Origin of the sequence: Escherichia sp. E4385, from assembly GCF_963883145.1 — a bacterium.
Classification (GTDB): Bacteria; Pseudomonadota; Gammaproteobacteria; order Enterobacterales; family Enterobacteriaceae; genus Escherichia.
Genome location: NZ_CAWOOJ010000009.1, coordinates 58,672 through 78,621 on the forward strand (window position 1 = coordinate 58,672; position 19,950 = coordinate 78,621).

General features: G+C 51.1%; 19 protein-coding genes. 6 read left to right on the forward strand and 13 right to left on the reverse strand.

From position 1 onward, the window contains the following. Positions 1-5 precede the first annotated feature (5 nt). Genes AACS80_RS08300 through glcD form a run of 4 tightly spaced genes read right to left on the reverse strand, consistent with a single transcriptional unit; the run spans position 6 to position 4,200 of the window. Positions 6-410, reverse strand: a complete 405-nt coding sequence (locus tag AACS80_RS08300) for a GlcG family protein (protein WP_000853256.1) — start codon at positions 408-410, stop codon at positions 6-8. Positions 411-414: 4 nt separating this feature from the next. Beyond that, on the reverse strand, positions 415-1,638 hold the full coding sequence (gene glcF, locus AACS80_RS08305) for a glycolate oxidase subunit GlcF (RefSeq protein ID WP_135410453.1): 1,224 nt from the start codon (positions 1,636-1,638) through the stop codon (positions 415-417). Positions 1,639-1,648: 10 nt separating this feature from the next. Then, the gene (gene glcE, locus AACS80_RS08310) at positions 1,649-2,701 is read right to left on the reverse strand and encodes a glycolate oxidase subunit GlcE (RefSeq protein ID WP_135410454.1); all 1,053 of its coding nucleotides are present in this window, start codon (positions 2,699-2,701) and stop codon (positions 1,649-1,651) included. Further along, the gene (glcD, locus tag AACS80_RS08315) at positions 2,701-4,200 is read right to left on the reverse strand and encodes a glycolate oxidase subunit GlcD (protein ID WP_135410455.1); all 1,500 of its coding nucleotides are present in this window, start codon (positions 4,198-4,200) and stop codon (positions 2,701-2,703) included. Before glcD ends, glcE begins: the two co-directional genes overlap by 1 nt. A 250-nt stretch (positions 4,201-4,450) precedes the next feature. Here glcD and glcC point away from each other — a divergent pair, with 250 nt between their 5' ends. Next, on the forward strand, positions 4,451-5,215 hold the full coding sequence (gene glcC / locus AACS80_RS08320) for a transcriptional regulator GlcC (protein WP_130208005.1): 765 nt from the start codon (positions 4,451-4,453) through the stop codon (positions 5,213-5,215). Positions 5,216-5,221: 6 nt separating this feature from the next. On the opposite strand, the gene yghO is transcribed toward glcC, so the two are convergent. Continuing rightward, a complete protein-coding gene (gene yghO, locus AACS80_RS08325) occupies positions 5,222-6,364 on the reverse strand; it encodes a protein YghO (RefSeq protein WP_171021407.1) in 1,143 nt (380 codons plus the stop codon). Positions 6,365-6,735: 371 nt separating this feature from the next. On the opposite strand from yghO, the gene AACS80_RS08330 reads away from it, so the two are divergent. Genes AACS80_RS08330 through spt form a run of 4 tightly spaced genes read left to right on the forward strand, consistent with a single transcriptional unit; the run spans position 6,736 to position 10,820 of the window. Then, the gene (locus AACS80_RS08330) at positions 6,736-8,457 is read left to right on the forward strand and encodes a fatty acyl-AMP ligase (RefSeq protein WP_240725744.1); all 1,722 of its coding nucleotides are present in this window, start codon (positions 6,736-6,738) and stop codon (positions 8,455-8,457) included. Then, positions 8,454-9,368 carry an NAD-dependent epimerase/dehydratase family protein gene (locus AACS80_RS08335; protein ID WP_135492283.1) on the forward strand — a complete coding sequence of 305 codons (915 nt, stop codon included), beginning with the start codon at positions 8,454-8,456 and terminating at the stop codon, positions 9,366-9,368. Before AACS80_RS08330 ends, AACS80_RS08335 begins: the two co-directional genes overlap by 4 nt. A 31-nt stretch (positions 9,369-9,399) precedes the next feature. Next, positions 9,400-9,648, forward strand: a complete 249-nt coding sequence (locus AACS80_RS08340; RefSeq protein ID WP_001697422.1) for an acyl carrier protein — start codon at positions 9,400-9,402, stop codon at positions 9,646-9,648. Beyond that, positions 9,648-10,820, forward strand: coding sequence for a serine palmitoyltransferase (spt, locus tag AACS80_RS08345; RefSeq protein WP_135492282.1), 1,173 nt, complete (start codon positions 9,648-9,650; stop codon positions 10,818-10,820). Before AACS80_RS08340 ends, spt begins: the two co-directional genes overlap by 1 nt. A gap of 36 nt (positions 10,821-10,856) precedes the next feature. On the opposite strand, the gene lptG is transcribed toward spt, so the two are convergent. Genes lptG through AACS80_RS08380 form a run of 7 tightly spaced genes read right to left on the reverse strand, consistent with a single transcriptional unit; the run spans position 10,857 to position 17,326 of the window. Further along, complete coding sequence (gene lptG, locus AACS80_RS08350) at positions 10,857-11,936, reverse strand: LPS export ABC transporter permease LptG (protein WP_138183746.1); 1,080 nt, start codon at positions 11,934-11,936, stop codon at positions 10,857-10,859. After that, the gene (lptF, locus tag AACS80_RS08355; protein ID WP_135410456.1) at positions 11,933-13,003 is read right to left on the reverse strand and encodes an LPS export ABC transporter permease LptF; all 1,071 of its coding nucleotides are present in this window, start codon (positions 13,001-13,003) and stop codon (positions 11,933-11,935) included. Before lptF ends, lptG begins: the two co-directional genes overlap by 4 nt. Positions 13,004-13,033: 30 nt before the next feature. After that, on the reverse strand, positions 13,034-13,591 hold the full coding sequence (locus tag AACS80_RS08360; RefSeq protein WP_130258130.1) for a YtfJ family protein: 558 nt from the start codon (positions 13,589-13,591) through the stop codon (positions 13,034-13,036). An 11-nt stretch (positions 13,592-13,602) separates the two neighbouring features. Next, on the reverse strand, positions 13,603-14,427 hold the full coding sequence (locus AACS80_RS08365; RefSeq protein WP_130257998.1) for a hypothetical protein: 825 nt from the start codon (positions 14,425-14,427) through the stop codon (positions 13,603-13,605). Further along, positions 14,424-15,776 (reverse strand): lipopolysaccharide biosynthesis protein, encoded by a 1,353-nt coding sequence (locus AACS80_RS08370; protein WP_130223985.1) that lies wholly within the window; start codon positions 15,774-15,776, stop codon positions 14,424-14,426. Before AACS80_RS08370 ends, AACS80_RS08365 begins: the two co-directional genes overlap by 4 nt. Positions 15,777-15,822: 46 nt before the next feature. Beyond that, on the reverse strand, positions 15,823-16,581 hold the full coding sequence (locus AACS80_RS08375) for a hypothetical protein (RefSeq protein ID WP_064529665.1): 759 nt from the start codon (positions 16,579-16,581) through the stop codon (positions 15,823-15,825). A 31-nt stretch (positions 16,582-16,612) separates the two neighbouring features. Further along, a complete protein-coding gene (locus AACS80_RS08380; RefSeq protein WP_130259443.1) occupies positions 16,613-17,326 on the reverse strand; it encodes a dTMP kinase in 714 nt (237 codons plus the stop codon). 173 nt (positions 17,327-17,499) lie between these two features. On the opposite strand from AACS80_RS08380, the gene AACS80_RS08385 reads away from it, so the two are divergent. Further along, a complete protein-coding gene (locus tag AACS80_RS08385) occupies positions 17,500-18,192 on the forward strand; it encodes a dTMP kinase (protein ID WP_130208019.1) in 693 nt (230 codons plus the stop codon). A gap of 47 nt (positions 18,193-18,239) precedes the next feature. On the opposite strand, the gene pitB is transcribed toward AACS80_RS08385, so the two are convergent. Beyond that, positions 18,240-19,739, reverse strand: a complete 1,500-nt coding sequence (pitB, locus tag AACS80_RS08390) for an inorganic phosphate transporter PitB (RefSeq protein WP_130208021.1) — start codon at positions 19,737-19,739, stop codon at positions 18,240-18,242. Positions 19,740-19,950 lie beyond the last annotated feature (211 nt).

A 19,950-nucleotide genomic window follows, 5' to 3' on the forward strand; every position in this document is an offset into this window, starting at 1 on the left:
TTCGCTTATTTCGCCAACACCGCTGCTGCCGCTTTCGCGACCTGCGCATCCTGTGCTCCGGTTAAACCAGAAACGCCCACGGCACCAATAATTTGTCCATCAACAACAACCGGTACGCCACCTTCCAGCGACGTCAGTAACGGCGCAGTCACGAACGCGGTACGTCCGTTGTTCACCATCTCTTCATAGCCCTTAGTTTCGCGACGCCCCAGCGCGGCAGTACGCGCTTTCTCCTGAGAGATGTAGGCCGCTATCGGCGCGCAATCGTCCATGCGACTTAACGCCAGCAGATGACCGCCGTCATCGGCAACAGCAATGGAAACAGACCAGTTATTTTTCTGCGCTTCTTCCTGACCTGCGGCAATAATTGCACTCGCCATTTGCTGGCTAAGAATGACTTTAGTTTTCATTTTGTTATTCCTTTTCAAGGGCTTGTTCTACAATTTCAATCCAGTGACGCACAGAGGTTCGACCGGCGCTCGCCAGATGCGTCTGGCAACCAATGTTGGCGGTGACGATCATTTCCGGTTTGCCGCTTTCCAGCTCATTCATTTTGTTATCCCGCAGCTGGCGCGCCAGATCGGGATGCGTTAACGCATATGTTCCCGCCGACCCGCAGCACAGATGGCTGTCGGGAACATCGGTTAAGGCAAATCCAAGACGAAGCAACACTTTTTCCACTTCGCCGTTCAGCTTTTGCGCATGTTGTAGGGTACACGGGCAGTGGAAGGCCAGTTTTTTATCGCCGCGAATTGCCAGTTTTTCCAGCGGTTCCTCGCGCAGAAGTTCGACTAAATCGACCGCCAGCTCACTGACCTGACGCGCTTTATCGGCATACAACGCATCGTTTTTCAGCATCTGCCCATACTCTTTAACGAACGCGCCGCAGCCGCTGGCGGTTTGCAAAATTGCCTCGGCACCTGCTTCAAGCGCGGGCCACCAGGCATCAATGTTATTTCGCGCCCGCGCTAACCCTTTCTCTTGCGCATTAAGATGATAGTCCACCGCGCCACAACATCCTGCTTCGTTAGCTGGCATGACGCTGATCCCCAGACGATCCAGCACCCGCGCGGTTGCCGCGTTAGTGTTGGGCGAAAGTGTAGGCTGGGCGCAACCTTCCAGCATTAAAACCCGGCGCTTATGGCGCAGCGGTGGACGCGGTTTGGCTTTCACCGTTTCAGCGGGTAATTTTGCTCTTATCTGTTCTGGCAAAAACGGTCGCAGCACCAACCCTACCTGCGTCAATGCGCGAAAGACCGCCGGACGCGGCACTACCTGGCGCAATCCTTCGCGCAGCATTCGCTCCGGCAGAGGGCGTTTCACTTTCTGCTCGACAATATCACGCCCGATGTCCAGCAAATTGTGATAGCGCACACCAGAAGGACAGGTGGTTTCACAATTGCGGCAAGTGAGACAGCGATCGAGATGCTCCTGTGTTTTAAGCGTAACTTCGTTGCCTTCCAGCACCTGTTTAATCAGATAGATGCGCCCGCGCGGCCCGTCCAGTTCATCGCCCAATAGCTGATAAGTTGGGCAGGTTGCGGTACAAAATCCGCAATGAACACAGGCGCGCAGGATGCTGTCGGCTTCCTGCGCTCGCGCGTTCTGCCGCATCTCTTCGGTTAACCGGGTTTGCATAGCCTGCTCCTTAAAGTTCCGCGTACATGCGACCGGGGTTAAACACGCCGCAAGGATCGAGCTGCTGTTTAAGCTGCTGGTGATAGCGGAATAAAGGAGCCGGTAGCGGGGCAAAGCCGCCATCTCCGGCACTAAAGCGGGTCGCATGACCGCCAGCGTTGCGGGCGATGCGATGGATTTGATTGTCATCGGCTGTCGATTTCAGCCAGCGTAACGCCCCGCCCCAGTCGATCAGTTGCTCGCCGGGTAAATCCATCATTGGCGCATCACTGGGTAATGAAATGCGCCATAAGGTACCTGGTAACGAGAAGAACGGCAGTTGTTGTTCACGCAATTGCTGCCAGAACTGACCCGCAACCTCTTCGCCCCCCAGCAGTTCACGCGCCGCTTTCACCGATCCTTCACCGCCTTCAAGGCGGATCCACAACGCGTTGTCGAAGTAACATAAGCCACTAATGGGTAGCGGCTGAAGTTGCCACTGGGCGATTTCACTCATGGCTTCTTGCAGGCTGATTTCCCGACGCAGGCTCAGGGTGGCGCGCGGTCGCGGTAACACTTTCATTGAAATTTCAGTGAGCACGCCAAGACAACCGTAGCTTCCGGCCATTAATCGCGAGAGATCGTATCCGGCAACGTTTTTCATCACTTCGCCGCCAAAACGCAGATGTTTTCCTGTGCCGGTAATGATGCGCGTGCCGAGGACAAAATCGCGGACCGAACCGCTCCACGGGCGACGCGGCCCCGCCAGCCCGCAGGCGACCATCCCGCCCCAGGTAGCTTCTTCACCATAATGCGGCGGCTCGCAGGGGAGCATTTGCCCCGCGCTTTCCAGCGCCGCTTCAATCGCCACCAGCGGCGTTCCGGCACGCGCGGTAATCACCAGCTCGGTCGGGTCGTAATTAACAATGCCGCGATGACAACGCACATCCAGCGTTTGCCCGGTGACAGGACGGCCTAAAAAGGCTTTGCTATTGCTTCCCTGAATCACCAGCGGCGTTTTATTACTAATCGCCTGATTCACCTGTTCCAGCAGTACCTGGCTGTAATCACACTCGCGTAGCATCAGAAACGCTCCAGTTCAGGGAAAGGTAAATGGCCGTGATGCACGTGCATGGCACCAAATTCAGCGCAGCGGTGTAGCGTGGGAATGTTTTTTCCTGGGTTCAGCAAACCATCGGGATCAAACGCCGCCTTGACTGCATGGAAGGTCGTGATTTCATCGCTGTTGAACTGGGCGCACATTTGATTGATTTTTTCGCGCCCGATGCCGTGTTCCCCACTGATGCTGCCGCCCACTTCAACGCAGAGTTCGAGGATCTTCCCGCCCAGCTCTTCCGCGCGGGCAAATTCACCGGGTTCGTTGGCATCGAAAAGGATTAACGGGTGCATGTTGCCGTCTCCGGCATGAAAGACGTTGGCGACGCGTAAATCATATTGCTGCGATAAACGGGCAATGCCTTCCAGTACGCCAGGTAGCGCGCGGCGTGGGATGGTGCCGTCCATGCAGTAGTAATCGGGAGAGATGCGCCCCACCGCCGGAAAAGCGTTCTTGCGGCCAGCCCAGAAACGTACGCGCTCTGCTTCATCCTGTGCCAGACGGACGTCAGTCGCGCCCGCTTTCAGTAAGATGTCGTTAACTCGCTCGCAGTCTTCCTGTACGTCAGACTCCACGCCGTCCAGCTCGCATAACAAAATCGCTTCGGCGTCGATGGGATAACCGGCATGAATAAAATCTTCTGCCGCGCGGATCGACAGGTTATCCATCATCTCCAGCCCGCCGGGGATAATGCCATTGGCGATGATGTCACCAACCGCAAGTCCGGCTTTTTCTACCGAGTCAAAGCTGGCTAACAACACACGCGCCACGGGCGGCTTCGGCAGCAGTTTTACCGTCACTTCGGTGGTCACGCCGAGCATACCTTCCGATCCGGTGAACAGCGCCAGCAGGTCAAAACCAGGCGAATCCAGCGCGTCCGATCCCAGCGTCAGCGCCTCGCCGTCCAGCGTTTGCACTTCAATTTTCAGCAGGTTATGTACAGTAAGCCCATATTTCAGGCAGTGGACGCCCCCCGCGTTTTCCGCCACGTTGCCGCCAATCGAACAGGCAATTTGTGAGGAGGGGTCCGGCGCGTAATAGAGATTATGCGGTGCTACGGCCTGGGAGATCGCCAGGTTACGCACGCCCGGCTGCACGCGCGCACGGCGCCCGACGAGGTTAATGTCGAGGATCTCTTTAAAGCGCGCCATCACCAACAACACACCTTTTTCCAGCGGCAGCGCGCCGCCAGAAAGCCCGGTGCCTGCGCCACGGGTCACCACCGGCACACGCAGGCGGTGGCAAACGGCCAGAATCGCCGTCACCTGTTCCATCTGCTTAGGCAGAACAACCAGTAATGGACGCGTGCGATACGCGCTCAACCCGTCACATTCGTAAGGAGTGATCTCCTCATCGGTATGCAGGATCTCCAGTCCAGGGACATGCTCACGCAGTGCCATCAGTACCGATGTGCGGTCGACATCGGGTAAAGCGCCATCAAGACGCTCTTCGTACAAGATGCTCATGAGTAGGGTTCGCTTTGTTGTGTTGTGTGGCAGCTGATTTTTGCGCGCTGCTTCTGTGAACAGTTATTAAGCGGGGTTTTCGTTTTCGTCTATCTCTTTAGCTACCGGTCAGACCATTTTTTTTCCATCTCTGTGACTTCGCGTTGGTTAACTCAATGTTAAATTGATGTAACATAATCACTTACGTGATGTACGTGTTTCGCGAGTTAAGAACAGAAAAATTGGTCCTACCTGTGCACGAGGTCCGGGAATGAAAGATGAACGTCGCCCTATTTGCGAAGTAGTTGCTGAGAGTATCGAACGGTTAATTATCGACGGCGTACTGAAGGTCGGTCAGCCGCTTCCCTCGGAGCGTCGGCTGTGCGAAAAGCTCGGCTTCTCGCGTTCCGCACTGCGTGAAGGGCTGACCGTGCTACGCGGGCGCGGGATTATTGAAACAGCGCAGGGTCGCGATTCTCGTGTTGCACGGCTTAATCGGGTCCAGGACACCAGCCCGCTAATTCATCTGTTCAGCACGCAGCCGCGAACGCTGTACGATCTGCTTGATGTCCGCGCATTGCTGGAAGGCGAATCGGCAAGGTTGGCAGCTACGCTGGGAACCCAGGCTGATTTTGTTTTGATAACCCGCTGTTATGAAAAAATGCTCGCTGCCAGTGAGCACAACAAAGAGCTTTCGCTGATCGAACATGCACAGCTGGATCACGCTTTCCATCTCGCCATTTGTCAGGCTTCCCACAATCAGGTGCTGGTGTTTACGCTGCAATCATTGACCGATCTAATGTTTAATTCGGTGTTTGCCAGCGTGAATAATCTCTACCATCGACCACAGCAAAAAAAGCAGATCGATCGCCAGCATGCGCGGATCTATAACGCGGTGTTGCAGCGACTCCCGCATGTCGCCCAGCGCGCCGCCCGCGATCATGTGATGACCGTGAAAAAGAATCTCCACGATATCGAACTGGAAGGCCACCATTTGATTCGTTCGGCGGTGCCGCTGGAAATGAACCAGAGTTAGCTGGAGTCAAATCTGCTTTTCATACAAGCGGTAACGCTTGTACGGCTCCGCCCCAATGCGTTCCAGCATGTTATTCATGCCTGTATTGGTTTCGAGGATCCATGACATTTCCAGCGCATCGATCTTCCGGCGAGCAAACGGATCATGTAAGGCTTCAATCAATAACAGAGCAATCACCGGGCCGATGCGGCTGAACTGATACTCGTCGCGAACCCCCATTAGCGGCACTCGCGCGGTCCGCACACCGCTGACTTTCAAGCGCCACAGCAATTTTGCCCAGCCGAAGGGAAAGAGCGATCCGTTCAGATCGGCAATCGCCTCGTTGATGTTCGGTAAGCCGACAATAAACGCGCAGGGTGCAGAATCAATCTCGGCGATGTAGATCATATCGTCCGGCACCAGATACTTAAGTTGATCGCCCATGGTCGCAAATTCATGTTCGGTAAACGGCACAAATCCCCAGTTGTGCTGCCAGCCGGAGTTGAAAATCTCGCGCAGGATCTGCATCTCTTCGGCAAACCGCTGACGATTAATACAGCGAATGGTCACCTTTTTGCGCACCTGATCCATCAGTTTTTTTAGCGCCGGAGAGAAAGTGAGATCGGTTCGCTGCATCCACCACGCCAGTAAATCAATACCTTTGTGATAACCCAGTTGTTCAATATGCGCGGCATACCACGGTTTACCGTGCGGCATCATCGCACAGGGTGGTGTGTCAAAACCTTCAATCAGTAATCCGCTTTCCTGATTGATATTCAGGCTAAAAGGCCCGGTGATGTTGCGTGCACCTTGTGACTTCAGCCATGCTTCCGCTGCGCCAAATAAAGCTTTAAAAACCTGCAAATCATCAATGGCGTCAATCATGCCGAAATGACCGGTATCCTCGCCGTAACGCTCGCGGTGTAAGGTATCGATTTGCGCGGTAATGCGCCCTACTACCTGCCCCTCTTTTTTCGCCACCCATGCCTGCCAGATGATATGGTCCGTTCCCGGATTCTTTTGTGACAGATGCTCACTGCGTTCAATGCATAAAGGAGGGATCCAGTTTGGATCATCGAGATAAAGTGACGACGGAAAAGCGATAAATGCTTTTAAGTCGTTTTTATTTATTACTTTTTCAATTTTAATCATCAGCAGATCGCATTCCATATTTACGTGGATAACAAATAATTAACGGTGAAAAACAGGCAGTAACCACAACGAACGGCACCTTAATAATCCACCCAATGAATACAAACGAAGACAAAACAATATTTATTAATGATGTTGATAAAACCAGTGACTGCGTTAAACAGTCAATAATGTCTCTTATAGACTTAAGCGACCCGACAAGGCATCACCTTAATACATTCATAAATTAAATATTATTCACAATAAAAAATAACAGAGCAGAACTTATTATTTTAATCAATGTTCAATATCACAACGATGAAAATACTATCTCATTTATCTTTTATGCATATATAATCCACCGCATTATTGTCATTTTATTTTTGATATCCAATTTTCTTGTGGTGTATATGTCCAATAAAATCTTTACGCATTCTTTGCCTATGCGCTATGCCGATTTTCCAACGCTGGTTGATGCTTTGGACTATGCCGCTCTGAGTAACGCCGGAATGAATTTTTATGACAGGCGTAGCCAGCTTGAAGATGAACTGGAATATCACACTTTAAAAGTGCGCGCGGAAACGGGAGCCAGGCGGCTGCTATCGCTGAACCTGAAAAAAGGCGATCGCGTGGCGCTGATTGCCGAAACCAGTAGCGGGTTTGTCGAGGCATTTTTTGCCTGCCAGTATGCTGGATTAGTTGCCGTACCATTGGCGATTCCAATGGGCGTCGGTCAGAGGGATTCCTGGAGCACCAAACTGCAAGGTTTACTGGCAAGCTGCCAACCAGCCGCGATAATCACTGGCGATGAATGGTTGCCGCTGGTCAATGCCGCGACGCATGATAACCCCGAATTACATGTTTTAAGCCACGCCTGGTTTAAGGCATTACCGGAAGCCGATGTTGCGCTCCAGCGTCCAATTCCGGACGATATCGCCTATTTGCAGTACACCTCCGGCAGCACCCGTTTTCCCCGTGGCGTTATCATCACTCACCGCGAAGTGATGGCTAATCTACGCGCCATCAGCCACGATGGCATTAAATTACGCCCTGGCGACCGCTGTGTCTCCTGGCTGCCTTTCTACCATGATATGGGGCTGGTCGGTTTTCTCCTGACGCCTGTTGCCACGCAGCTTTCGGTGGATTATTTGCGCACCCAGGATTTCGCCATGCGCCCACTGCAATGGCTTAAATTGATCAGTAAAAATCGTGGCACTGTTTCCGTTGCGCCGCCGTTTGGCTATGAATTGTGCCAGCGCCGCGTGAATGAAAAAGATCTCGCTGAACTGGATCTCTCCTGCTGGCGCGTCGCGGGTATTGGCGCTGAACCCATCTCCGCAGAACAACTCCATCAATTTGCTGAATGTTTCCGTCAGGTTAACTTTGACGATAAAACGTTTATGCCCTGCTACGGACTGGCAGAAAACGCGCTGGCTGTCAGTTTCTCAGATGAAGCCTCCGGAGTTGTGGTCAACGAAGTGGATCGCGATATCCTCGAATACCAGGGTAAAGCCGTGACGCCAGGTGTTGAAACACGTGCCGTATCAACTTTCGTCAACTGTGGTAAGGCGTTGCCGGAACATGGCATTGAAATCCGTAATGAAGCAGGTATACCAGTAGCGGAACGTGTGGTGGGCCATATTTGCATCTCCGGCCCCAGCCTGATGAGCGGTTACTTTGGCGATCAGGCTTCACAAGACGAAATTACCGCGACGGGCTGGTTAGATACCGGCGATCTCGGCTATCTGCTGGACGGTTATCTGTATGTCACCGGGCGCATTAAAGACCTGATTATTATTCGTGGGCGTAATATCTGGCCGCAGGATATTGAATACATTGCGGAACAGGAGCCAGAAATTCACTCTGGCGATGCCATTGCGTTTGTTACCGCCCAGGAAAAAATCATTTTGCAGATCCAGTGTCGGATCAGCGACGCAGAGCGCCGCACGCAGCTTATCCACTCGCTGGCGGCGCGGATACAAAGCGAATTTGGCGTAACCGCGGCTATCGACCTGTTACCGCCCCACAGCATTCCTCGCACATCTTCCGGCAAGCCCGCCCGCGCAGAAGCCAAAAAACGTTATCAGAAAGCCGTTGCCGCCAGTTTCCATGTGCAGGAATCTCTCGCATGAATCAAACTGTCGCGGTAACGGGCGCTACCGGGTTTATCGGTAAATATATTGTCGATAACCTGCTCGCCCGCGGCTTTCACGTCCGCGCATTGACGCGTACTTCCCGCGCTCACGTCAATGACAATCTCATCTGGGTGCGCGGTTCGCTGGAAGATACGCATTCACTTAGCGAGTTGGTTGCTGGTGCCGGTGCTGTGGTCCATTGCGCCGGGCAAGTACGCGGACACAAAGAGGATGTCTTTACTCGCTGTAACGTTGACGGCAGTCTGCGCCTGATGCAGGCGGCAAAAGAGAGTGGCTTTTGCCAACGTTTTCTTTTTATCTCTTCGCTGGCGGCGCGCCATCCCGAACTCTCCTGGTACGCGAAATCCAAACACGTCGCCGAACAACGACTAGCAGCAATGGCGGACGAAATTACGCTGGGCATTTTTCGCCCAACAGCAGTCTATGGCCCCGGCGATAAAGAGTTAAAACCACTGTTTGACTGGATGCTGCGTGGCCTGCTGCCGCGGCTGGGCGCACCAGATACACAGCTCTCTTTCCTGCACGTCACCGATTTCGCGCAAGCTGTGGGTCAGTGGTTAAGCGCCGATTCCGTACAGGCGCAAACGTATGAATTATGTGATGGTGTCGCCGGTGGCTATGACTGGCAGCGCGTGCAACAACTGGCCGCAGCCGCCCGTCAAGGAGCTGTACGGATGGTCGGCGTTCCTCTGCCGTTGCTCACCTGCCTTGCAGATGTCAGTACCGCGTTGAGTCGCCTGGCAGGTAAAGAACCTATGCTGACCCGCTCGAAAATTCGTGAATTAACCCACGCCGACTGGTCGGCAAGTAATAACCGTATTTCTGAAGATATTAATTGGTTTCCCGGGATTAGCCTGGAACACGCATTACGCAACGGGCTATTTTGATTGTCTTGTTTAAAGGTGTGTTAACGTTTCTATGGTAAATCGTGAAATAGTAATGGATTACATCCTTTCCTGTTTACAGGATTTGGTCGAAAACGGTGTGGAAATTAAGCCTGACAGCGATCTCGTCAACGATCTCGGCCTGGAGTCGATTAAAGTGATGGATCTCTTAATGATGCTGGAAGACAGATTTGATATTTCCATTCCTATTAATATTCTGCTGGATGTCAAAACCCCTGTGCAATTAATGGAAACACTACTTCCATGGCTGGAGAATAAATAATGGGGCTATACGATAAATATGCGCGTCTTGCGGGCGAGCGACTGCAATTTAGCGATAACGGGTTAACGCCGTTTGGCACCTGTATTGATGAAGTGTATTCCGCCACCGAAGGGCGCATTGGCGATAAAAAAGTGATTCTGGCCGGGACCAATAATTATCTCGGTTTAACCTTCAATCATAATGCCATCGCCGATGGTCAGGCAGCGTTAGCGACGCAGGGCACCGGCACCACCGGTTCACGTATGGCTAATGGTAGTTATGCGCCGCATCTGGCGTTAGAGAAAGAGATCGCCGAGTTTTTCAATCGTCCTACCGCTATCGTTTTTTCAACCGGTTATACCGCTAATTTAGGTGTCATCAGCGCACTTGCCGACCATAACGCCGTGGTGTTGTTGGATGCTGACAGCCACGCCAGTATTTATGACGCCTGTTCTCTCGGCGGCGCGGAAATTATTCGTTTCCGCCATAATGACGCCAACGATCTGGAACGTCGCATGGTGCGCCTCGGTGAACGGGCAAAAGAGGCGATTATCATCGTTGAAGGCATCTACAGTATGCTCGGTGACGTCGCACCGCTGGCGGAAATCGTTGATATCAAACGTCGTCTCGGCGGTTATTTGATTGTCGATGAAGCGCATTCATTTGGCGTGTTAGGCGCAACGGGGCGCGGACTGGTTGAAGCCGTTGGCGTTGAAGATGATGTGGATATTATCGTTGGCACCTTCAGTAAAAGCCTGGCTTCTATTGGTGGTTTTGCCGTGGGTTCGGAAGCGATGGAAGTGCTGCGCTACGGCAGCCGTCCGTATATTTTTACCGCCTCCCCTTCTCCTTCCTGCATTGCAACCGTGCGCTCGTCGTTAAGAACCATTGCCACTCAACCAGAGCTGCGGCAAAAACTGATGGATAATGCCAACCATCTGTATGACGGGCTGCAAAAACTGGGTTACGAGTTAAGCTCACATATTAGTCCGGTAGTGCCGGTAATAATCGGTTCGAAAAAGGAAGGTTTACGCATCTGGCGTGAGCTTATTTCGCTGGGCGTGTATGTGAATCTTATCCTGCCACCTGCCGCGCCTGCGGGTATTACGCTGTTGCGCTGTAGCGTAAACGCTGCCCACAGTTGTGAACAAATCGATGCCATCATTCAGGCATTTGCGACCCTGAAGCAGTAATATTGGCCGCCGTGGTGTTACCCCACGGCGGGATTATTAATGTTGCCTGTCGTACCAATACACCAGCATTAACGCCACCAGCACAAACGCTACTGGTAAACCGAGTGCGGTAGCGGGCGCACTCAACGCAAATAGCAATCCCAGATTGACCATGATTTGATAGCTAATCCAGGTAAGCAAGCCAACGATGACGCCTACAGCGAGACGGCTACCCATCCCTGGTGAGCGCGGGGCGCTAAAGGTAAAGGGCACAGCAAGTAAAATCATCGCCAGAGTTAAAATGGGTTGCCCCAGCTTCTCCCACAGTGCAAGGCGGTATTCGCTGCTGGGTTGTCCGGTTTCCTGCAAATAATGGATGTAATGATTGAGCTGACGGACAGAAAAAGTATTCCCCGGCATCGATAACTCTTCAAGATTCATACTGGTGAAGGCCGATTGCCAGCCAAGATTATCTGATGTTTCCAGCGTTTCTTTGCCATTCAGCCATTTTTTATGATTCACGCCGTGCAGGATCCACGTTTTGTCGTCTTCAATGGCGGCACTGCGTGCATAAATGTAGGATTCGAGCGAGAGATCGTCGCGATAGTGAAATATCTCTATGCCTACCGGCTGGCCCTGTTCGTTCAGCGATTTCACCGTCACAAATTCATTACCGCGCCTGGCCCACAGCATATTGCCGGTAATGTCATCGTCATCCCCCAACGCTATCGCGGTAGATTTGATTTGCAGCGCCTGTTGCTGCAATGGCGACGCCACCCACTCATCTATCGCGCCTAACGAAACAGTCCACAGTATCCCGGCGACCAGCGCCACCAGTGCAATACGGAAGATAGAAAACCCCGTGCTGCGAATGGCGGTAAGTTCACTATTTTTCGATAACTGCCCGAGACCAACAATCCCACCCAATAACGCGATAAACGGCGAAAGTTCGACCAGTGTGCGCGGTAAGGTCATCAGTACCACCAGCACCGCCTGAGTCCAGAGATAACCACCCGGACTGACATCATCCAGTTCGTTAATCAAGTTGAAGGTGGTAAAAAGCGGCAGCAGTAGCCCGGCAGCGGCAGCAAAACCGAGGAAGAGATGGCGGATTAAATAGCGACTGAAAACATTCATCGGGAAAATTTCTGCAGCAAGGAGAAGTCGCGTGCGACCAGCATCAACAGGCACATTAGCATGAGTCCGGGCACTAACCACAAACCAGGAATGAGGGGAATCGTGCCGTTAGCCACCAGCGTACGGCAGACGTCACCGCCATAAAAAATGGCAACAAACAGCAACGTCAGTGGCAGTAACGTTGAAAATCGCCCTTGCCGCGGTTTTACCCGACTTAAAGAGATGGCCAGCAGAGCCATCAACAACGCTGTCAGGCCACGGCTTTGTCGCCATTGCAGTTCGGCATGATCGGCAGGAAATACAGAGCGCGCCAGTTCCGCGACCGATTTCGCTTTACGTTTGACGTTGGCACTTTGATCCAGTGGATTAAGATGTAATTGCAGATTACGGTAGATCTGTTCGTTGTCGTCACGCCCCTGATGATCAAGAAGATAGGCGGTCCCGTTGTGCAACATAACGGTCGGTTTCTCGGGTGATGGGTCAACCACATCAACCGAACGGGCGCGGAAAACACGGGTTCGATTGGCAGTAGAAGTATAAATCAGCGCGTCAGTCAGGCGATTATTATCCTGATCAACCGTCTGCGAAATGATCATTCGTCCGTTATCGTTAGTGTTAAATTTCTTTGCCCGCAACTGGCGAACATCCAGCTCCGACTGCGACTGTTGTTCCAGTTGATAAATCTGCGCATAAGCCCAGGGCCGACCATACATCGACAACAGCGTGACAAAAATACTTAATGGAATTGCCAGATACAGAACGGCTTTATACAAACGCGCGGGACTGGCGCCCGCCGCAGAGATAGCGGTAATTTCCGAGTCGGTATACATCTGCCCAAGTGTCACACCAACCGACACATACAGGCCCACTGGAAGTAACATTTCAAGCGCTATCAGCACTTTGTAGAAAACAACATTAAGTACTACATCAAGCGCTAAAGTCCCATTGGCTGCTTCGGTCAGGTAACGCTGTGCAGAGTAACTGGCGAAGATAAAGATCAAAAAACCAACGATAATCAGCACCAGACGGCGCGTACCACGCATGATGTAGTGTTCAACCAGCTTCATCTCACTAACGCCCTCAATCCTTTGAGTTTTTTATTCATTGATCAGCTTCTGCGCCAACGCAATGACCTGATCAACCTCTTCTGGCGTCAGGCTGCCGTCCTTCGCCCACTGAATTTGCCCGTATTTATTCAGCACCAGAATGGTTGAACTCTGTTCCGGCAGTTGCCAGGCAACGCGCCCCAGACCGCTGCCGTCGATTACGAATTGCGCCCACGGATAACGACGTTTATTTTTTTCAATTTTACCTGTCACAAAATAGCCGGTGCCGAAGATGGCATCATCGGTGTTCACAATGGTGGTGGGCTGAAAACGATCCTGAGGAAAGTTTGCTGTTTCTACTGCTTTGATTAACAGAGAGTTCTTCTTCTTCGCTGACTTTCGTCCGGCGATATACTGAATAATGCGGACTTTTCCCTTCAGCTGCGTGCTGTTCCACTTTTGATAGTAAATTTCGTCATTTTTGAGCAGCAATTCACCACCGTCCTGAATATAAACAGGTGTAACCGGTTTTCCGATGACGAAATTGTGCGCAGTAGCGCCGAACGAGAAGAGTGAAAATATCAGCGCAGTAATCAGACGAGAGGGCATCATTACTCCGGTTATAGCGGAAAACGCGAAATCAGCAGTTCTAAGCGCTGACGAATATCGCTGTCGAGTGCCACTGGCGCATCATACGATTGGCGATTTTCCAAATCATCCGCCACCATGTCGTCGTGCTTATCCCCCATCAGGCCATTAATGGCCGCCAGGAAGCGGGAAATCTGCAACGCCTCTGTATTTTCGGGATCAAGCGATCTTAGAGTGTCGTAATAAGAAACCTGCTGACTGATGATTTTTCGCACATCATGAAATTCCCTGCCGGTTAGCTGCGGCCTGGCAATAATTTCTTTCAGGATGCGCATTTGCTTCTGGCGATAAGCGATAAAACCATTAACGCTTTCTAGCTGGCTATGGCGTAATGAATAGTTCACCAGCCACCAGACAGGAGAGCTTAAATAAATACGTAACAGGTTGCCGTAATACGACACAATATTTTTCTTACCGTTACGAAAACCATCCTGAAAACGCCCCAGAAAAACGGTCGTTTTGCCAAATAAAAAACCAGCCTGATGCTTCTTTAAATACAGCCGTTGCGCAAAACGCAGATGCTTGTAGCGCGCTCGCATGTATTTATACTGTTTGCGTTCTTCGTCGGTAAGAGGGTCACCTTTAGCCTGCTTCAGGGTCAGGTGGAGTAACGCCTTGCGATTGACTCCGTCCAACCAGAATCTCAGGCATAATGCATAATTATCATGAATAATTTCCGATGAACAACGCAGTGCGATCGTTGGTGGTAAGCTAACTTGAGCGTCAACAACATCATCTTCTTCGACCGCGATAAATAAACGCTCACTGACCTCAAGTGGAAAATATTTTTTCATCATTGGGATTTTTCTCCCACTGCGTTATAGGCCAATAAATGGCGTTGAAAGAACGCCTTTAATGTCGGAATTAACGAGAGCACCACATCAAGACATTGCCCACCGAAGTAAGCAAATGCTGCCCCCAGCACGCCAAACAGATGGCAGAACATGAACAGCAACACGATGTAGCCGATAGAGGCGATGGTTTGCGCCACGAGAAAAGCACGCTGTTTCCCTGCCATTAGCAATAATGACTCCTGTGGGAAGCCCAGCATCGAAATAACAATGGCTCCGAGCATCACCTGGATCAGGTCATACGCTTCGAGATACTTAACACCAAACACCAGTGAAATAAGTGGCTTGCCAACGATTAACACGGCCAGCGCCACCAGAATGCCAATCCCACCAGCCAGTAATCCAGACTTCACGCCCAGGAGCCACGGTCTGGTAGTTCGTGGATCTAAGCGCATGACTTCAGGGTAAAAACTCTTACCCAACAAACTGGCGGGCGTCCCTGCGGCATCGAAGAATGTCATGGCGATTTTAAATAACCCGGCAGCAGCTGGCCCTAATACGATCCCCACCAGTACCGTGCTACATGAATTACGCGCCGACCAAATGGAATGGGCAATGTTGGTTGACCAGACAAAACTCCATGCGCCTTTGATGTGTCGGGCAGACTCAAACAGATTCAATTTGAACGCGTTATGGATATTTCTGCGGCGTAATTCGCGCGCGGCAAACCACCAGTACATGGTGCCGCCAACCAGATTCGATGCGTACCAGGCGATAACAAATCCGGCAAAGCCAAAGTTAAAATACCAGGCGATTACGCTGCCCGCCGCACGCAGAAAAGGTTTCGTCGCCTGCTGTACAGCAATTAAGTCGAAGCGATCAACCGCACGCAAAATGCCGGTCGGCGTGGAGGAAGCCATTGAAGGAATAAGTGTGCAATAGAGCGCCGCCAGCCAAAAGCTTTGGTCATCCAGACCTAATGAATGGGAAAGGAATGGCAGTAAGGCAATGCCGCCGACAATCGCCACCGCGCCGCTGACGATATCCAGCGAGAAGGAAAATGAGACAACATTACGGAATTGCTGAGGATTATTGTTGGTTAATGCTGGCGTTCCGTACTGCACCACCAACTGCCATGTCTGAAACTTAATAAAATCACTAATCGACTTGGCATAAGACTGTATGACGACAAGTACACCAAACATCGCTGGCGTCATTCCTTTACCGGCGCACGAAAGCGCCAGTAAGCCCAGCAAGGCACTCACGACATTGCTGGAGCCTAACCAGGCGCTGTTACGAATAATGGTGCGAAAGGCTCCATCTGCAAACCAATGTTTGATGTTAAAACCTGCCAATTCAGCCTGACCTTATCGTTGAAAAATGAAAAATATCCCGTCTGCCTTAAGTCAAGCTTCGGCGGTCAGAAACGATGGCAACCAGAGAAACCGCTTTCTGTGCCTGTTCCAGCACCTCGCTGTAGGGCGCTCTGGAATCAATCTCTAAAATTTTTGTGCCGTTATAGCCAATCTTCGACATGACGCCGATTTTGTCCTGCAACTCGGCATAGTCATGGTCAGGCTTGCGGGAGATGGCAGTATCAATATCAATCCCCAAACGAATGATTAATTCAGGACGGTACTGCGCCATTTGTTGGTATAACTGTCGCTCGCGCTGCGCCAGAAATTGGTTGATTTTCCCGGTCGCGCGCTCGACACCAATCCCCGGCCCGTCATAATAAAAACCGGAAATTTCCGCCTGCGGAAAGCGATCGCTTACCACCAGTACGCCGCTTTGCGCCAGTCGCTGAACCTTACGAAGGTTCGCCATTCTTCGCAGCGAGAAGCAGTACATAATCACCGCCGCCCAGAGCGCCGGAGAGCGAGTTTTCATGCTTTGGGTTTTCGAGGATTTTGCCGCCAGTCGCCGCTCCAGCCAGACACCAACCAACGGTAATCGTTTGATTTTGTCGCCGTCTTCACCGGACAGTAGCCCCAGATAGCGCCGCTCGGTTTGCCAGTGCTGTTGCAATGATTTCACCAGATCGGTGGTCAGCGTGGATTTGCCGGTGCCATCGCACCCGACCACCGCAATTAGCCCCGGAATGTAGCTGGGCTGCGGCGCGGTAGTGCTGTTAACAGCTTGCGTTTGTAGTGCATCCATTCTTTAAATCATCCCCTATCCATTTTAGTGATCAGGAAAGTGCGGCGTGAATTGCACGTAGTGACGCTTGCAGGATTTCATCGGCTGGTTGCCGACCATCCAGTTCAAGGATCCTGGCGCCGTTGAAAGTCAGTTGCGGCGTAACGGCGATTTTTTCCTGTAACGCCGCCAGTTGATGGTCAGGTTTACGCGAAAACGCGGTTTGTTCATCAATGCCAAGACGAATCAACAATACGGGCAAATAAGACGCCATCCATTGGTACAGCTTCAGCTCGCGCTGCCTTAACATTTTTACCCAGCCATTACCGCCTTTAGTTTTAGCCAGTTGTGGACCATCAAAACGAAAGCCAGGGACTTCAACCTGCGGGTAGCGGTCGGTAATCAACAAAAAGCCTTGCTGGCTTTTTCTCAACATTTTGCGAAACTTGTACGCCCGCCAGCAGGAAAGCAAATAGATAACCAGCGCGGTAATATTGCCAGGCGGTGTTGAGGGCTTTTCATGTACATGAGCTGCCTTACCCCGCAGATAACGCCCAAAAGGGGCGCCAATTATAGGGAACTGTGAAATCCATTCGCCAATTCGTCCGGAAGACTGCCCAAGATAAATTTGTTCTGTTGGCATTATTGCTGCCAGTTCATTCACCAGGCTTGCCGTGAGGGTCGATTTACCTGAACCATCACATCCCACAATGGCAATAACACGCACTGGCATGGAATTAATTATTGACATATTACGTTGATTCACGAAAAACCCGGCAGCAAATAATGTATTGAATATTACGTGGTCCGTGCTCAGAATATCCGTTCAACCTTATTGTGACAATGGTTAATTGTGACATTGACCTGAATTACGCTTTCATTAAAACATATTAACCAGATAAATATTTGAGATGGATATTTAAATTTAAGGATATATTCATGCAGTCTATAACACCTCCATTAATAGCCGTTATTGGTAGTGATGGTTCAGGCAAGTCAACGGTTTGTGAACATCTCATTACCGTTGTCGAAAAATATGGTGCCGCAGAAAGAGTTCATTTAGGAAAGCAAGCCGGAAATGTCGGTCGTGCAGTGGTAAAACTGCCCTTAATGGGAAAATCGCTTAATAAATCAATTGAACGCAATAAAGTGAAAACAGCGAAAAAATTGCCTGGGCCAGTTCCGGCGCTGGTAATTACAGCGTTTGTCGCCCGCCGCTTACTGCGCTTTCGTCATATGCTTGCCTGTCGTCGTCGCGGGTTAATTGTTTTGACCGACCGTTATCCACAGGACCAGATTCCTGGCGCTTATGATGGTACGGTGTTCCCGCCTAACGTTGAAGGTGGCCGGTTTGTGTCATGGTTGGCAAGTCAGGAACGTAAAGCATTTCACTGGATGGCGAGCCATAAGCCCGATCTGGTCATCAAACTCAATGTCTCCCTGGACGTGGCCTGCGCACGTAAGCCTGACCACAAACGAGAATCTCTGGCGAAGAAAATTGCCATAACGCCAAAGTTAACCTTTGGAGGCGCGCAACTGGTTGATATCGATGCCAACCAACCGCTGGAACAAGTGCTGGTTGATGCGGAAAAAGCGATAATGGATTTTATGACAGCGCGAGGTTATCGCTAGTCAGAAGTGATAATGCCCGATCGCAGGACCGGGCATTAACAGGAAGGTTAGATAAGCTGCAATGCAATCCAGTACAGACTACCAGACAGAAAAATTGCTGCCGGTAAGGTAAACACCCACGCCATCAGGATACTGGTTACCGTTTTACGCTGTAACCCACCGCCATCTACCACCATCGTCCCCGCCACCGCAGAAGAGAGTACGTGAGTTGTGGAAACAGGCATCCCAATATAGCTGGCAAGACCGATAGATACCGCCGCCGTCATCTGCGCCGCCATCCCTTGCGCATAAGTCATGCCGCGCTTACCAATTTTCTCACCGATGGTCATCGCTACACGGCGCCAGCCAATCATGGTGCCAATACCGAGTGCTAAAGCCACCGCCATGATGATCCACACCGGAGCGTACTCAATGGTGCTTAACATATCGCTGCGCAGTTTTTTCAGCAGGCTCTGGTCTTCTTTGCTAACGCCTGGCAGTTTCGCCAGCTTCGCAGAGGTATCAGAGATGCAAAGCATAATACGGCGTAGCTGACTGCGTTGACTCACGTTTAACGGCTCGTAGCTTTCCATATTGCCCGGCAGCATCGTTTTAACGCGCGCAATCGCATCAAAGGTATTTGCCGGATGACAATGGAACTCCGTCACTTGCGTACCATCAGTCGATGCCGCAGGCAATGGAGGTTCCATCGCAATCAACTTCTGCGGCAGTTCAGGATGCTGTTGCAGATAGTGTTCGAAGTTGATGACGGCATCGCGGGTACGGGTAATTTCATAGCCGGACGCGTTCATATTGACAACGAAACCAGCAGGGGCAATCCCCACCAGTACCAGCATCACCAGGCCGATCCCTTTCTGCCCGTCGTTCGCGCCGTGCGAAAACGCCACGCCCGCAGCGGAAACAATCAGCGCAATACGCGTCCAGAATGGCGGCTTACGTTTGCCTTTTTTCTTTTTGCGATCTTCAGGAATGCGGTGAATACGGTCACGCTTTTTCGTCCCGCTCCAGAAACGGCGCAGCAGGAAAATCAGACCACCCGCAATGACCAGGCCGACGATGGGGGAGACAATTAACGAGGAGAAAATCTTGGTCACTTCACGCAGGTTTAACGCATCCATCACCGACGAGCCGGTCAATAGCGCGTTGGTTAAGCCGATGCCGATAATCGCGCCAATCAATGTGTGTGAACTGGAGGCCGGTAAACCAAAGAACCACGTTCCCAGGTTCCAGATAATCGCCGCCAGCAGCATGGAAAAGACCATCGCCAGACCGTGGGTTGACCCCATATTCAGCAACAAATCAGTTGGCAACATATGGACGATGGCATAGGCGACGCTAAGTCCGCCAAGCAATACGCCAAAAAAGTTAAAAAATGCCGCCATCACCACGGCAAGTTGTGGCTGCATGGCACGAGTATAAATAACGGTTGCCACCGCATTCGCCGTGTCATGAAAACCATTGATTGCTTCGTAGAACAACACAAATGCCAGAGCAAGTAATAACAAAAGCCCCGTGTATATATCAAGGCCAACAAATAAATTTAGCATATATTAGATTACGCCATTTTGAATTTACGAACGGACGCATTATCAGTGACTTTAACGGCGCGGGCAAAGTGAAATATCATCTTTTAACGATAAAAAGAGTGTTATTTCTTTAGTATCAGATAATAAGTTGCCATTCAAAGTTTTAAGAAATAATTAATGTCGAATCATTTCAATCATTAATACATTCATATTGTGAATTTATTAACTTAAT